The sequence below is a fragment of the Bacillus sp. Medicinal_06 genome, assembly GCF_056711665.1.
In genome coordinates this window covers 189517-207928 of record NZ_JBWYHD010000006.1, presented here as the reverse complement: position 1 = coordinate 207928, position 18412 = coordinate 189517, and the positions used below count along the sequence as shown (strand labels likewise).

General features: G+C 40.7%; 2 protein-coding genes. Both read left to right on the top strand.

Features of this window, described 5'->3' with window-relative positions:
- The first annotated feature begins 6 nt into the window (after positions 1 to 6).
- Positions 7 to 10707, top strand: coding sequence for a non-ribosomal peptide synthetase (locus AC1M36_RS16485; protein WP_479846048.1), 10701 nt, complete (start codon positions 7 to 9; stop codon positions 10705 to 10707).
- Positions 10708 to 10756: 49 nt separating this feature from the next.
- Complete coding sequence (locus AC1M36_RS16480) at positions 10757 to 18397, top strand: amino acid adenylation domain-containing protein (protein ID WP_479846047.1); 7641 nt, start codon at positions 10757 to 10759, stop codon at positions 18395 to 18397.
- Positions 18398 to 18412 lie beyond the last annotated feature (15 nt).

Below are 18412 nucleotides of genomic sequence, written 5' to 3'. Positions count from 1 at the left end.
TAGGGTGTGTTTAATAAAAAAAACGTAAATGACCTATACCGTCTATCTCCGATGCAGCATGGAATACTATTTCATTGTTTAAATCATCCAAAGGACCATGCTTATTTTGAGCAGATGACGATGGAGGTAGAAGGAAATCTTAATGTAAAACATCTTGAAGTTAGTTTGAATAGAATCGTTGAAAAACAGGATGTTTTACGTACAGTCTTTTTGTACTCAAAAGTAAAGGAGCCAACACAGCTCGTTCTAAAAAGTAGAAAAACATCTGTTCAAGTAGAGGATATATCCAACCTAAGCAAAAGTGCACAGTATGATTTTCTGATGAACCTAAAGCGTAAGGACCGGGAAAGAGGATTTGATCTTTCCCGGGATCTCCTTTTTCGGATGGTGGTAATTCGGACAGGAGACGCTACATATCAGATTCTGTTGAGCTTTCATCATATTATATTGGACGGCTGGAGCATCGGATTATTGCTTAAGGAACTGTTTGAGGAGTATAGATGTCAGCAGCACGGCCAATTAAACCAAAATGAGAAATCAATGCCATTTAGTGCTTATATACGGTGGCTGGAAGAGCAGAATGAAGAAGAAGCAAAGGCTTTCTGGGCTGGATATTTAAATGGATATGAGAATCTGTCGGGGATCCCCTATAAAAAATCCAATCTATCAAGTGAATATAGAAGGGAAGAACTTCATTTCAGATTAAATTCAGTATTGACAAGGAAGCTGAAAGAGTTGGCTATATCACAGCATGTGACATTAAACATTCTTATCCAGACCTTATGGGGAATTCTACTTCAGAAGTTGAATGATATTGATGATGTTGTCTTTGGCTCAGTGGTATCTGGAAGGCCGTCAAATATTCCTGAAGTAGAAAAAATTGTTGGATTGTTTATAAACACCATCCCTGTCCGGATTGCAGCATTAGATGATGAGACGGTCGTCGAGGTCCTTAGTCAGGTGCAGTGTGCTTCATTAGAGGCGAAAAACTATGACTTTATTTCTCTGGCAGATATTCAATCAGTGAAAGCAGCACAAGGGCCAATATTTGATCATATTTTTGCATTTGAGAATTATCCAATGGACTGGTCTGGGGTGAATGGTGATCCTGAACTGGGATTTAGAATAACCGGAGTTACAGCTTTTGAGCAGACAAACTACGAATTGGTTATTCAGCTCCATGCAGGTGAAGAGTTAAACGGAAAAATAACATATAACGGAGCTGTCTATCCTAAAGAGCTCATTAAAAGACTGCCTGTTTATCTCGAGAAGTTGGCCCAGGTGGCAGTAGAATCTCCTCTTACTGCCATTGGAGACATTAGTCTTGCTACAGAGGAAGAACTAAAAATATTTGAGAAGTGGAACCAGACTACTACAGATTATCCGAAGGATAAAGTGCTTTCTGAGTTATTTGAAGAACAGGCAAAACACTTGCCTGAACAGATAGCTCTAGTGTTCGGAGAGCGGTCTATTACCTACAGAGAAGTAAATGAAAAAGCAAACCAGATAGCTAAACATCTACAAAAGTCGGGAGTATCTCGAGGAAAGACAGTTGCTCTTCTGATGGAACGTTCGGCAGAGATGATAATCAGCATGCTCGGTATTTTAAAAGCTGGTGGTGCGTATCTTCCTATCGATCCAACATATCCTTCAGATCGAATTCAGTATATGTTGGAGGACAGTGGTACGGATCATTTAGTCGTTCAGGTACAAAAACTAATTCCTAATTTCTTTAAAGGTCATGCTCTTGTTTTAGAAGAAGGCGAATGGATGCAGGAAGGAAAGGATGACCTTGCAAAGGAAAATGTACCAGATGACACAGCTTATATTATTTACACATCTGGTACCACTGGGAGACCGAAAGGTTGCCAGATTTCCCACCGTAACGTCATTAAAACAGTGAAAAATAACGGCTATATTGAAATTACAACGGCCGATAGGCTTCTCCAGTTAGCGAATTACGCTTTTGATGGTTCCGTGTTTGACATATACAGTGCCTTGTTGAATGGAGCTAGACTCGTGCTTGCTCCAAACAAAGCTGCTAGCGATCTTAAGGAAATTGCAAGGTTAATGGAAGAGGAAAATATTACGATATCTTTTATGCCTACCGCATTGTTTAATGTAATTGTAGATGAGCAGATATCTTGTTTGAAAAACTTGAGAAAAGTCTTGATGGGCGGCGAGAAGGCTTCTATAAAACATGTTCGCAAAGCCGTCAATTATCTAGGAGATAACCGGATAATTAATGGTTATGGTCCAACGGAAACAACGGTATTTGCTGTAACGTATGAAGCTGATCATAAAGTAAATTCCTTAGATTGTATTCCTATAGGTCGTCCAATGAATAATACACAGCTGTATGTTGTAAGCCGCTCTGGTCATCTTCAACCAATGGGTGTTCCTGGGGAATTATATATAGGCGGAGATGGAGTAGGCAAAGGTTATTTAAACCAAAGTGAGCTTACAAACAAATTCTTTATAGATAATCCTTTCGGTGAAGGTAAGGTATATAAAACTGGCGATTTAGTACGCTGGCTACCTAATGGGAATTTGGAATGCCTGGGGAGATTGGATCAACAGATAAAACTCCGTGGACATAGAATAGAACTAAGCGAGATCGAGGCTAGACTGGCTGAATATCCTGACATACAAAACTGTGTAGTAGCTTTAAAAGGAGAAGGATCGAATGGATCTTACTTATATGCTTATTATGTGGCTGAGTTGAAAGTAGAAACTGTAGCATTGAAGAAATTTTTACAGGAAAAGCTTCCTAGTTTCATGATTCCTGCAAGATTTGTGCAGCTGGATGAAATTCCACTCACCTCAAATGGGAAGGTGGACAAAGGTAGGCTGCCTGCTCCTAGTAGCGTGATAGAACTATATAAGGATCCAGAAACAGAAACAGAAAAAACAATAGCAGAGATTTGGCAGGATATACTCGGTGTCGAGAAAGTGAGCCTTTATGATAACTTTTTCGAACTTGGCGGACATTCACTCAAGGCTACGCTACTCGCCTCGCGTCTACATAAAGAGGTTAAAGTCCAGTTGCCTCTCAAGGTGATATTTTCGCGGCCGACAGTAAAAGAGCTGGCTGATTATATACAGAGCAACCAGAAAGGCACTTTTGACCGAATTCCGTCGGTAAAGGTAAGTGATTATTACCCAGCGACATCCTCCCAAAAAAGAATTTATTTGGTAGAAAAGCTTGAAGAGCACAAAAAAAATACAAGTTATAACGTCCCTGGTGTATTTGAAATTCACGGTAATTTAGATTTGCAACAATTAAATCAAGCTTTTATGTCTCTGATTCAAAGACATGAGTCACTACGCACAACAGTCATTGCAAGAGAAGAAGAGATTGTGCAGAAAGTACATCAAAAAGCTGATTTTAGTCTAAGAATCACGGAGTGTACAGAAGATGCGGTTGAACAAGTTATAGCTTCTTTTATACAGCCTTTTGACCTTACTAAAGTTCCTTTGATAAGAGCAGGCATCATCAAGTTGAGCAGCAGACGTCACCTACTAATGATTGATATGCATCATATCATTACTGACGGAATCTCCATGAACATTCTTATGCAGGAACTAGCAGAACTGTATATGGGGAATCAGCTTCCAGAGGTTCCACTTCAATATAAAGATTATGCTGTCTGGGTGCAGAGTGCGACTCAAAAAGAGCGTCTCCATAAACAGAAATCTTTCTGGACAGATATTTTTCAGAAGGAAATGCCTATACTTGAGATTCCGACTGATTACTGCAGACCTGCGGAAAAGGATTACAAGGGGGCGATTAGCACCTTTGAGGTAGCTCCTAATCTGATTCAGAAGCTAAAGGATGTATCAACCGAAAGCGGAGCCACTTTATTTATGACATTTTTAGCGGCTTATCATATCATGCTGTCAAAGTACACAGGACAGAAAGAAATTGCTATTGGCACAGCGGTTGCAGGACGATCTCATGCTGATACTGAAGGAATCGTCGGTATGTTTGCCCATACAATTCCATTGAGGAATGTCCTTGATGATAAATGGACTTTCTCAAAGTTTTTAAGCGAAGTAAAACAGAATGTTTTGCAAGCTTATGAACATGCAGATTATCCAATCGAAGAGCTGGCAGACCAGTTGGGTGGACACCGCTCGATGAATCGAAATCTTCTGTTTGATACCATGCTTACTTTTCAGAATATGGATGCTGCTAAGTTGAATATTCCGGGATTACATATTCATCCATATAACTGGAGCTGGAGAAATGCGAAATTTGATTTGAACTGGATTGTGATTGAGGATGACGCTCTTTCCATATCGATTGAATACAGTACAGCCCTGTTTAAAAGGGAAACGATTGAAAGGATGCAAAGCCACTTTAATCATATTCTCATGCAGATTATCAGCAGTCCTGAGATGCCAATTGCTGATATTCAGTTGGCTGGAAAAGAAGAAGTCGATATTCTGGTAGAGGTGTTCAGTGGAAGAAAGGAACACTATCCGAGATCTAAAACGATTCATGAGATCTTTGAGGATAAAGCAGCTGAAGCTCCTGATCAAATTGCTATTTCAATGGAGAAATGTCTATTAACTTATAAAGAATTAAACGAACAGGCGAATCAAGTGGCCCGTAGTCTGCAGAAAAGAGGGGTCGCTCGCGGCCATACAGTAGGGCTTATCTTGGAAAGATCAGCTGAAATGATTGTAGCCATGCTCGGGGTTTTGAAAGCGGGAGGAACATATGTCCCAATTGAGCCAAGCAGCCCTTCAGAACGGGTTCGTTATATGCTTAAAGACAGTCAAACAGAATTCATAGTAGTACAGAGTGAGCAATTAATTCCAGAGGGTTATATGGGTCAGGTCTTAATTCTTAGTGAGAAAGCGTGGGCTCGGGAATCCAGTCATAATCTATTGAATAAAAATGAACCGGGAGATATAGCTTATATCATCTATACTTCAGGATCGACCGGACAACCTAAAGGAAATCTTACTGCTCATCAAAATGTTATTAAGACAATTATAAACAACGGATATATTGAAATCTTAGAAACAGATCGAATACTGCAGCTTTCTAATTACGCGTTTGACGGATCTGTATTCGATATTTACAGTGCTCTGCTGAATGGAGCAACTCTTGTATTGATTCCACAGGAAACGGCATTAGATATGAAAGCACTGTCGGGATATATCCAGGATGAGAATATTACTGTTTCCTTTATGACGGCAGCCCTATTTAATGCGCTTGTCGACTTGGAACTTTCTTGTTTGAAAGGCATGAGGAAAATTATTTTTGGTGGAGAGAAGGCCTCTGTTAAACATGTAAGTAAAGCTTTTGACTACCTTGGAGAAAACCGACTGATTAATGGATATGGGCCTACTGAAACGACAGTTTTTGCAGCAACATATGCTGTAGATTCAGCAGTAAAGGTTACAGGAACGGTTCCGGTTGGAAAGCCTTTAAATAATACTTTTCTATATGTAGTAAACCAATATCTCCAGCTTCAGCCTATTGGCGTTCCTGGCGAATTGTGTATTGGAGGAGAAGGGGTAGGAAAAGGCTATCTAAATCTTCCAGGTCTTACGGCCGAGCGGTTTGTTAAAAATCCTTTTGGAAATGGAACGTTATATAGAACGGGCGATTGGGTACGCTGGTTACCAGATGGAAATATTGAATATCTTGGAAGAATGGATGAGCAGGTTAAATTGAGAGGACACCGGATAGAGCTAGGAGAAATTGAAACCAGGATACTTGAAAATCCGGATATCCAAAATGCTGTTGTGATAACAGCAAATAGCCACGAGTACGGATCCTACTTATGTGCCTATGTAGTGTCAGAGACAGAGTGGTCCGAACAGGATCTACAGATGGAATTAAAAAGGAAATTACCAGAGTATATGATCCCTACTAGCATTATAAGATTGAAAGAACTACCGCTTACGACAAATGGAAAGGTTGATAAAAGAGCGCTCCCAAATCCTTTTGTATACAGAGATCTCCAAGTGGATTACGAACTACCTGTAGGAAGAGAAATAAAAATGGCTGAGATTTGGAAAGAACTGCTCGGTATCGAAAATGTCAGTCGCACAGATGATTTTTTCAAATTAGGCGGACACTCTCTAAAAGCATCTGTTCTGGTCCATAGGATTCAGAAGGAATTTAATAAAGCAGTCTCTCTACGACAGATATTCACTTCGACCACTCTGAAGGAAATGACCAGGTTGATTTATGATTCGAAAGAAATACAGTATAAATCTATTCTTCCAATGGAAGAAAAACCTTTTTACCCAGTTTCCTCTTCTCAAAGGCGTATGTTTGCTGTGAATCAGTTGGAGGGAAGAGAATCTGGAGTTCACTATAATATGCCGGCCATTATTGAGATAGAAGGAAACTTAAATGTCGACCAGTTAGCTTCTGTATTAAAGTCCCTGATAAGTAGGCACGAGTCACTACGAACTTCTTTTCATTTGAACAAGCAGGAGCTCACTCAAAAAGTTCATTCTGAAGTTAAATGGAGTATGGATTTTATGCAGGCTGATGAAGGAGAAATGCCAGGACTGATAAGGTCTTTCATACAGCCTTTTGATTTAAGTTGCGCTCCTCTCTTTCGAGCAAGTCTTGTAAAACTAAAGGATAACCGCTTCATTTTGATGTTAGATATGCATCACATCATTTCAGATGGTATTTCAGTGGCTGTGCTTTTAGAAGATCTCTCTCTCCTGTATCAAGGGGAAGTACTTCCAAAAATAGAGGTTCAATATAAAGATTATGTGGGCTGGCAACGTGAAATAGCTCAGCAGGAGCATTTGAAAAAGCAGAAATCCTACTGGCTTGAACGCCTGTCAGGAGAACTACCTGTATTAGAGCTATCCACGGATTATAAACGGCCAAAAGTACAAAGCTTTGAGGGAAAAACACTAAACTTTGAAGTGTCTGCTGGTGAGCTTGCAAAACTAAAGGCTGCCTTCTCAAATGACGATAGCACAACATTGTATATGATTCTACTAGCTGCTTATCATGTTTTACTCTCAAAATATACAAACCAAGATGATATATTGATTGGGACGCCAATAGCGGGGAGACCGCATGCAGAGTTAGAACCGGTTGTTGGTATGTTCGTTAACTCATTAGTAATTCGGAATAAATCAGCAGGGAATATATCTTTTCAGGAATTTCTATCACAAGTTAAGCATGAAGTATTGAATGCTTTTGAAAATGCAGATATACCTATCGAAGAACTCATTGAACAGTTGGATATTTCCAGAACTCTGGACAGAAATCCATTATTCGATACTATGTTTACTTTGCAGAATATAGATAACCAAGTTGAAATACCTGGACTTCATTTACATCCTTATAAATGGAACTGGTCTATTTCAAAGTTTGATATGACCTGGGCATTTGTGGAAAGGGAAACACTCCAGTTTACAGTAGAGTATAAATCTAGTCTCTTTAAAGAAATAACCATTAAAAAAATGGCTAATCATTATAATCATATTTTGCAACAAATCATTAGTAATCCAGATTGTCTGTTGGATGATATTGAACTGTTAACAGAAAAAGAAAAGAAACAGCTGCTGTTAAAGAACGATATTATGAAACATTATCCAAAGGATAAATCGCTGCAGGAGCTTTTTGAAAAGCAAGTAGCGAAAAATCCAGATAATGTAGCGCTGATATTCGAAGACAGGAAGCTTAGCTATCAAGAGCTAAATGGAATGGCTAACCAGATCGCACATAGCCTAGTAAAACAGGGAGTAAAGAGAGGGCAGACAGTTGGACTTCTCACGGAGCGCTCGTTTGAAATGATTGCAGGTATACTGGGCATTCTTAAATCTGGTGCTGCTTATCTTCCAATCGATCCAGGTTATCCGGCGGAACGGATTCAATATATGATTGATGACAGCGGAACCGAACTTGTAATTCTTCACGGAGGCGTTCTTCCGGACACCTATGAAGGGAAGGTTCTTACAATTGAGGAAGCTTTAGAGGAAAGGGATTCTTCCAATCTAGGTAGGGCTTCCGGGCCAGAAGACTTGGCTTATATTGTCTATACTTCAGGATCTACTGGGAAACCGAAAGGAAATCTGACTACCCATCGGAATGTCATCCGGACGGTTATTAACAACGGCTATTTGGAAGTGAAAGAAACTGACCGGTTCCTTCAGTTGTCCAATTATGCATTTGACGGTTCTACCTTTGATATTTATGCATCACTTCTTCATGGAGCGCGGTTGGTGCTCGTTCCGAAGGAAACGGTTGGAGATGCCCTCCGGCTCTCACGCCTAATCCAAGAAGAACAGGTAACAATTTCGTTCATGACAACAGCGCTATTCAACACGCTTGTGGATGTGGATCTTGAAAGTCTAAAAGGGCTGCGAAAGCTCCTGTTTGGCGGTGAAATGGTGTCAGTCAAACATGTGCGAAAAGCATTGAGGGCAATGGGAGAAGACAGGCTCATTCACGTATACGGACCAACCGAAACAACAGTGTTTGCCACGGCTTGCCCTGTTACTGAGTCTATGATTAACCTCCATACGGTGCCGATTGGGAAGCCAATCAGTAATACATCGGCTTATGTTTTAAGTCCTAGTGGTCAGCTTCAGCCGGAAGGGATTCCTGGAGAGCTGGTTATTGGAGGAGACGGAGTCTCCCGTGGATATCTGAATCGACCGGACTTGACAGAAGAGCGTTTTGTGGAGAATCCTTTCGTGCCTGGCGATCAGATCTATAAGACGGGAGATCTTGTCCGCTGGATGCCAGATGGAAACCTTGAGTACCTGGGGAGGATTGATCAACAGGTGAAGATTAGGGGACACCGGATTGAATTAGGAGAGGTTGAAAATAGGTTGCTGTCACACAGTGCTGTTGCTGATGTAACTGTTGTAGTCAATAGAGATGAAAAGGCTCAATTTTACTTATGTGCTTACCTTATTACGAAATCTGACTGGACTATTTCAGCAATCAGGCATCATTTAAAAGAAACTTTGCCTGACTATATGATTCCTACATATTTTGTTGAGGTCGAATCCTTCCCACTCACTTCTAACGGAAAAATTGACAAAAAAGCACTGCCTGAGCCGACAAGTGTGGCGCCACTGAGGGAAGAGTACTCGGCACCTTTATCAGATAGGGAAAAACTCTTAGCAACTGTATGGGAAGAAGTACTCCGGACAGAACGAGTTGGCATTCATGATAACTTTTTTGAATTGGGAGGAGACTCCATTAAAGCGATCCAAATTGCAGCTAGGCTGAACGAGCATGGATTGAAATTCGAGATGAAAGACTTGTTTAAAAATCCAACAGTATACGAGCTTGTTCCATATATTCGGTTCGCAGCTGCATCTGCAGAGCAAGGCCTAATTCAGGGCGATGTACCTCTGACGCCGATACAGCGTTGGTTTTTTGAACAGCAGTTTCCTATACCAGAACACTTTAATCAATCTATGATGCTGTTCCGAGAGGAAGAGTGGAATAGTGAAGCGGTGATAGAGGCTTTCCACAAACTTTGCGTGCATCATGATGCGCTCCGAATGGTTTATCCTTCTTCGAAACAGTACAGTCGGGGGACGGAAGCTATTGATTTTACTCTTCAGCGATTTGACTTTAGGGGAGTAACAGATGCAAAACCTTTAATTGAGAAAGAAGCGAATTACCTCCAGGCTGGCCTTAATCTCGAAGAAGGTCCGCTGATAAAATTAGGAATTTTTGAGACTGACGTAGGAAGTTATCTATTAATTATTATTCATCATCTTGTGGTGGACGGAGTGTCCTGGAGGATTCTTCTGGAGGATTTCTATCGTCTATATGAGAAAGGAGAAATTCTTCCACCGAAGACCACCTCTTACCGTGCTTGGGCAAGTGGACTGTCTGAGTATGCAAGGAGCAGGGCTATACAAAAAGAAATTCCGTACTGGGAAGGTATCGAATCTATGAAAGTGGCTCCCCTGCCGAAGGACAGGGAAAACGATGGAAGCTTCAGTAAAATAGAAGCTCTGCATTTCAGCCTTGACGAAAAAGAAACATACCAGCTTCTGACAGAAGCCCATCGGGCTTACCAGACTGAAATTAATGACCTTCTTCTTGCGGCGCTTGCTCTAACAGTTCAGGAATGGACAGGAGAAAATAGGATGGCAGTCAACCTAGAAGGACATGGCCGCGAAGATTTCATAGAAGGAGCAGATCTAAGTAGGACGGTTGGTTGGTTTACAAGTATGTTTCCAGTAGTATTTGATGTATCTTCAAGTGATCTTGGCAGTGTTATTAAAGGAGTAAAAGAAACATTGCGGAAAATACCAAATAAAGGGGCAGGATATGGGATACTTCAATACCTTTCTGATAAAAGAGTGTTCAAATGGCAAGGAAAGAGAAAACCGGAGATAAGCTTTAATTATCTTGGTAGGTTTGAAATCGAAGGCACCCAGACGCATTCTACGATGCCAATGGGTTTTCAAGTAAGCCCGATTAATCATTTTTCAAATGGACTGGACTTCAATGGTTTTATCACTTCAGGTCAATTAACAGTTCAAGTAAGTTATGATTCTCAAAAATTTCATTATAAGACTATTGAAAGTGTAATTAGGCAATATGAGGAATGGCTAAAAGCCGTTATCAATCATTGTGCCGGAAAGACAGATGTAGAAAAAACACCTAGTGATTTTTCTGATGAAGAACTTACATTTGAAGAGCTAGATGCTATATCTCAGCTTATAGATAATATCTAAATTCTCATCTTGAGAAAGTTACACTAGCTTTATGGGATGGAGGGATAATTTGAAAGAGAAGAAATTTGATGACATATATAGTCTATCTCCAATGCAGGAAGGTATGCTTTTCCATTCATTGCTCAGTGATAGTGATGCCTATTTTGAACAGATGGCTTTTAAATTCAAAGGCAGTTTAGATTTGCCTGTGTTTGAAAAATGCTTCAATTTGTTAATTGAAAGACATGCTATTTTCAGAAGCGTCTTCCTTCATGAGGGGGTTAGTAAACCTAAACAGGTTGTTCTAAAAGAGAGGAGCATAAAAATTGCTTATCAAAACCTTTCTTCTAAACCTGCAGAAGAGCAGTTTTCAATAATAGAATACTATAAATCACAAGATAAGAAGAAGGGTTTTAATCTCTCGAAAGATCTACTGATGAGATTTGCTGTTTTTCAGACTAGTAGAGAAGATTATACGTTTATATGGAGCTTCCACCATATTTTGATGGATGGGTGGTCTCTTGGAATTGTTTTAAATGAACTATTCGATTTATATGGGAAAATCCGTAATGGGGAAGAGCCAAAGCTGGAAAAACCAGCTGAATTCAGTAAGTATATTTCATGGTTACAAAAGCAAGATCAGAAAGAAGCTCGGGTTTATTGGGATAACTATTTAAAAGACTACAATCAAATTGCAAACCTTCCAAGCAGAAGTACTTCTGAGGCTTTACTAGGTTATGAAAGGAAAGAGATTGTTTTTAGGCTCGGAACCGATATTACCAAGAAGCTAAATGATTTAGCCAGACAGTGCAAGGTCACTTTAAATGTGGTTATCCAAGCAATTTGGGGCATTCTTCTACAAAGATATAACAATACTACGGATGCTGTTTTTGGATCAATTGTTTCTGGTAGGCCATCAGAAATACCTAGTGTTGAGAAAATCGTTGGTTTATTTATTAATGCAGTGCCGGTGAGGGTTAAAAAAATTGCCGGCCAGAGCTTCCTGCAGCTAGTTAAGCAGCTGCAGGAAGAGGCTCTTAGGTCAGAACCTTTTAGTTACGTTTCCCTTGCTGATATTCAATCCGGTAAAGAAACGGGAAATCAATTGGTTAATCACATGGTTGTTTTTGAAAATTATCCATTTGATGATTCGATTCAAAGCAGAGAAGGTATGGATAAATACGGGTTCACTTTAACGGAAGTGGACGCATTTGATCAGACAAATTATGACTTTAATCTCCTTATTGGACCTGGCCAGGATTTAATAATAAAAATTATTTTTAATGAACGTAGGTATACACAAGATACAATACATGCCATTTTTTCACATTTAAAAATGATGGTAAATACGGTTGTTCATTCACCTGATGTACAGGTAGATGAAATAGATATGCTTTCTGTTGAGGATAAAACTAGAATTTTGGAAAAGTTTAATTCTACTGGCGGAACTTATCCAAAAACAAAGACTCTTTCAGCACTTTTTGAAGAACAGGTGCTTATGATGCCTTCTCGTACTGCTCTGGTCTTTGGTGACCAGGAAGTTAGCTATTCCAAATTAAATAGAATGGCCAATCAGGTGGCAAGGAGCCTTCGAAGGCAAGGAGTACAGCGGAATCAGATTGTAGGAATCTTAACTGAGCGATCCTTAGAAATGATTGTAAGTATCCTCGGTATATTAAAGGCGGGTGCGGCTTATCTTCCGATTGATCCGAATTACCCGGAGGAAAGAATCCGCTATATGCTTGAAGATAGCGGGGCCGAAAAGCTGATCGTTCAGTATGCAGAAGACGTTCCTACCTATTATTCCGGACAGGTACTGGGGCTTTGGGAACGGGAATGGGAGAAAGAAGATTCTGCGAATCTGGAAGCGGAAGCTGGTCCGGATGATTTGGCTTATATCATCTATACCTCGGGATCTACTGGACAGCCGAAAGGAGTCATGGTGGAACACCGAAACGTGGTACGTCTCTTATTTAACGATCAGAATCTCTTTGATTTTTCGGAAGAAGATGTTTGGACATTGTTCCACTCCTATTGTTTTGATTTTTCAGTTTGGGAAATGTACGGTGCCTTGTTGTATGGAGGCCGGTTAGTTCTTGTTCCATCTTTTGTGGCTCGGGATCCGGAGGCTTTTGCTGAGCTGCTTCTCAAAGAGAAAGTGACCATCTTGAATCAGACGCCTACGGCATTTTATCAGCTTTCTCACCAGATGAAAAAGGTGAGGGCAGCCGAGATGCCGGTCCGTAAAGTTATTTTTGGGGGTGAAAAGCTGTCCCCTCTGCAGCTGAAGGACTGGAAAGCAGCCTATCCTTCTACTCAGTTGATTAATATGTACGGGATTACGGAAACGACTGTTCATGTTACGTACAAGGAAATTACTGAAAAAGAAATCGAAACTAACATCAGCAATATTGGAAAGCCGATTCCCACTCTTCAGGTGTATGTGCTGGATGGACAGAAGAACCTCCTACCCGTTGGAATTGGCGGTGAAATGTATGTGGCCGGGGAAGGTGTGGCTAGAGGTTATTTGAATCGTCCAGAGCTAACGGAAGAGCGCTTTGTCGAAAATCCGTTTCAACCAGGAGAGCGGATGTACAAAACAGGTGACCTGGCCCGATGGCTGGAAGATGGAAACCTGGAGTACCTTGGAAGAATGGATGACCAGGTCAAAATCCGCGGGCACCGCATTGAATTAGGAGAAATTGAAGCCAGACTTCTTGCTGTTCCATACATTAAGGAAGCGTGTGTAATTGCGAGGAACGACAATCAGGGGCAGTCGTATCTATGCGCTTATATGGTTACTAATGAAGTACGGAGTCAAAATTCTATACGCACTTACTTAAAGGGAATGCTGCCAGAATATATGATTCCTGCTTATTATGTCTTTCTAGACCGATTTCCCCTTACTTTTAATGGGAAAATTGATAAGGCTGGACTACCAGAACCACAAAAAGAGAGAGTTGGCAAGTATGAGGAACCAATTAATGATACCGAAAGAGAGCTTGCTGAAATTTGGAGTAAAGTACTGGACATAAAACAGCTGGGGAGAAGGGACCATTTCTTTGAGCTTGGTGGCCATTCATTAAAAGCTACACAGTTGGCTGCGGCCATTCACAAAAAGTTTGAAACCCGTATCCCAATTCAGAAGATTTTTGAAAACCCAATACTAATGGATATGGCCCAATATATTAGGGATTCAGATAAAGAGAATTTCCATGTTATTAAACGGGCTCCAAAGAGGGAATACTACCCGGTTTCTGCTGCTCAGCGCCGAATGTATGTAGTCCAACAAATTGAGGGGGGCACACAATCTACTCATTATAATATGCCTTTAATTTTAGAGCTGGAAGGAACATTAGATATAGATCGACTTCACCAATCACTATCCAGCTTGGTTGACCGTCATGAACCTCTACGAACCACTTTTCACCTTAAGAATGATCGGTTAATTCAGCGTATTGAGTCCCATTGCAATTTTGAGTTTGAACTAAAAGAAATAACAGAAGAGAGATTGCCACAAATTATTGATGAGTTTATTCGACCGTTTGACTTAGAAACAGGCCTTCCTTTTCGGGCACTTTTGGTGAAAGTGGAATCGACTCGCTATTTTTTCATGTTGGATTTTCATCATATCGTTTCAGATGGCATTTCTGTAAATATTCTTATACAGGAATTTATCCAATTGTATCAGGGTAAAGAGCTGCCTTCTTTAAGAATTCAGTATAAGGATTTTGCTGAATGGCAACAGACTGCTGAATATAAAAATAGAATAAAAGCCGGAGAAGAATATTGGCTGGACTGTTTCAAAAGTGATCCGCCGGTTCTTGAACTACCGACAGACTTTCCCCGTCCTCCTGTGCAGTCCTTTTTTGGTGAAACCTTAGAGTTTGAACTGGATAGTAAGTTATATCAGAAGCTCAAAAGTATTTCAGCAGCAGAAGGCTCTACATTGTATATGATTCTTTTGTCAGCATATACTATTCTGCTTTCTAAATATACAGGACAGGAGGATATTGTGGTAGGTTCTCCTGTAGCGGGAAGGGAACACTCAGATTTAGAAGACGTTGTCGGGATGTTCATCAATACTTTACCACTTCGAAATGAACCAAAAGGAGTTTTATCTGTTAGAGAATTTATTGCAAATGTTCGATCTGGAATTCTAAAAGCATTTGAACATGCGGATTATCCACTGGAAGAGCTCATAGAAAAATTGAATATACCAAGAAATCTTAGTCGTCAGCCTCTATTTAATACAATGATGGTTATGCAAAATATGAAAATTGATGAGATTCATATTCCTGGGTTAAATGTGGCGCCATATTCTTGGCGTAGGAGGAATGCAAAATATGATCTCACATGGACCATAATAGAAGATAGTTCACTGAAGGTAATGATAGAGTATAGTACTAGTATATTCAGAAAAGAAACGGTAGAGAAAATGTACCTTCATTTCTCTTATCTGCTTTCACAGATTACTGATGATTTAGACAAACTAATATTCAATATTCAATTAGCTACTCCATATGAGAGTAGTCAGATTTTGAAAGAGTTTAATCCTCCGGAGGCAGAATATCCAAGGGAAAAGACTATTCATGAAATATTTATGGACAAGGTAAAAAAAGTTCCAGATAAAGTTGCTTTACAGTATAAAGAAGGTTCTGTGTCTTATAGCGAACTGCATAGAAAATCTAACCAAGTGGCCCGCTTTCTTCAGAAGCAGGGGGTAGGTCGCGAACAGATAGTAGGCCTTCTAGTCGATCGTTCACCCGAGATGATTATAAGTATCCTCGGTATATTAAAGGCGGGTGCAGCTTATCTTCCGATTGATCCGGATTATCCGGAGGAAAGAATCCGCTATATGCTTGAAGATAGCGGGGCCGAAAAGTTGATTGTCCAGTATGCAGAAGACGTTCCCGCCCATTATTCCGGACAGGTACTGGAGCTTTGGAAACGGGAATGGGAGAAAGAAAATTCTGCGGATCTGGGAGCGGAAGCTGGTCCGGATGATTTGGCTTATATCATCTATACCTCGGGATCTACTGGACAGCCGAAAGGAGTCATGGTGGAACACCGAAACGTGATACGTCTCTTGTTTAACGATCAGAATCTCTTTGACTTTTCGGAAGAAGATGTTTGGACATTGTTCCACTCCTATTGTTTTGATTTTTCAGTTTGGGAAATGTACGGTGCCTTGTTGTATGGAGGCCGGTTAGTTCTTGTTCCATCTTTTGTGGCTCGGGATCCGGAGGCTTTTGCTGAGCTGCTTCTCAAAGAGAAAGTGACCATCTTGAATCAGACGCCTACGGCATTTTATCAGCTTTCTCACCAGATGAAAAAGGTGAGGGCAGCCGAGATGCCGGTCCGTAAAGTTATTTTTGGGGGTGAAAAGCTGTCCCCTCTGCAGCTGAAGGACTGGAAAGCAGCCTATCCTTCTACTCAGTTGATTAATATGTACGGGATTACGGAAACGACTGTTCATGTCACGTATAAGGAAATTACTGAAAAAGAAATCGAGACTAACATCAGCAATATTGGAAAGCCGATTCCCACTCTTCAGGTGTATGTGCTGGATGGACAGAAGAACCTCCTACCCGTTGGAATTGGCGGTGAAATGTATGTGGCCGGGGAAGGTGTGGCTAGAGGTTATTTGAATCGTCCAGAGCTAACGGAAGAGCGCTTTGTCGAAAATCCGTTTCAACCAGGAGAGCGGATGTACAAAACAGGTGACCTGGCCCGATGGCTGGAAGATGGGAATCTGGAGTACCTTGGAAGAATGGATGACCAGGTCAAAATCCGCGGGCATCGTATTGAATTAGGAGAGATTGAAAGTCGTCTCTTAACTTATAGTGCCGTTAAGGAAGCCGTTGTTATTTCCGTAATAGATGAGCAAGATTATAGCTATCTTTGTGCATATATAGTTTCTTTAGGGAAGGTTACGGTTTCTTCCATTCGAAATTATCTGCGAGAAGTTTTACCTGACTATATGATTCCTTCGTATTTTGTTGAGGTCGAATCCTTCCCGCTTACTCCTAACGGAAAAATTGACAAAAAAGCACTGCCTGAGCCGACAAGTGCGGCGCCACTGAGGGAAGAGTACTCAGCACCTCTATCAGATAGGGAAAAACTCTTAGCAACTGTATGGGAAGAAGTACTCCGGACAGAACGAGTTGGCATTCATGATAACTTTTTTGAATTGGGAGGAGACTCCATTAAAGCGATCCAAATTGCAGCTAGGCTGAACGAACATGGATTGAAATTCGAGATGAAAGACTTGTTTAAAAATCCAACAGTATACGAGCTTGTTCCATATATTCGGTTCGCAGCTGCATCTGCAGAGCAAGGCCTAATTCAGGGCGATGTACCTCTGACGCCGATACAGCGTTGGTTTTTTGAACAGCAGTTTCCTATACCAGAACACTTTAACCAATCTATGATGCTGTTCCGAGAGGAAGAGTGGAATAGTGAAGCGGTGATAGAGGCTTTCCACAAACTTTGCGTGCATCATGATGCGCTCCGAATGGTTTATCCTTCTTCGAAGCAGTACAGCCGGGGAACGGAAGCTATTGATTTTACTCTTCAGCGATTTGACTTTAGGGGAGTAACAGATGCAAAACCTTTAATTGAGAAAGAAGCGAATTACCTCCAGGCTGGCCTTAATCTCGAAGAAGGTCCGCTGATAAAATTGGGGATTTTTGAGACTGACGTAGGAAGTTATTTATTAATTATTATTCATCATCTTGTGGTAGACGGAGTGTCCTGGAGGATTCTTCTGGAGGATTTCTATCGTCTATATGAGAAAGGAGAAGTTCTTCCACCGAAGTCCACCTCTTACCGTGCTTGGGCAAGTGGGCTGTCTGAGTATGCAAGGAGCAGGGCTATACAAAAAGAGATTCCGTACTGGGAAGGTGTCGAATCTATGAAAGTGGCTCCCCTGCCGAAGGACAGGGAAAACGATGGAAGCTTCAGTAAAATAGAAGCTCTGCACTTCAGCCTTGACGAAAAAGAAACACACCAGCTTCTGACAGAAGCCCATCGGGCCTACCAGACTGAAATTAATGACCTTCTTCTTGCGGCGCTTGCTCTAACAGTTCAGGAATGGACAGGAGAAAATAGGATGGCAGTCAGCTTAGAAGGCCATGGTCGTGAAGATTTCATAAAAGGAGCAGATTTAAGTAGGACGATTGGCTGGTTTACAAGCATGTTTCCTGTGGTATTTGATGTGCCTTCAAGCGATCTTGGTAGTGTTATTAAAGGAGTAAAAGAAACATTACGAAAAGTACCCCGCAAAGGTGCAGGTTACGGTGTACTCAGGTATTTGGTTCCAGCGGAAGAAAATAAAATAAAATATAAGATAAAACCAGAAATTATTTTTAATTATCTGGGACAGTTTGAAATTAATAGCAAAGCGAAATACCCTGTGATGCCAATGGGAGAACCAGTTAGTTTGGAGAATAAACATGGCACGGGTATTGAACTTACTGCAATTGTTACCGATGGGAAATTAAAGCTTAATCTTATGTTTAACTCTATCCAATACAATGTCGGGACAGTCGAAAACATTCTTGACCAGTATAAAAGTCATCTTCTTCATATTATCAACCATTGTGTGGCAAAAGAGAAATCAGAACCAACACCTAGTGATTTTAGTATGAGTCAGCTGACTCAATCAGATTTGGATGATGTATTTGAGGCTTTAAAGAGTGTTAAGTAACTGAAAAATACTATA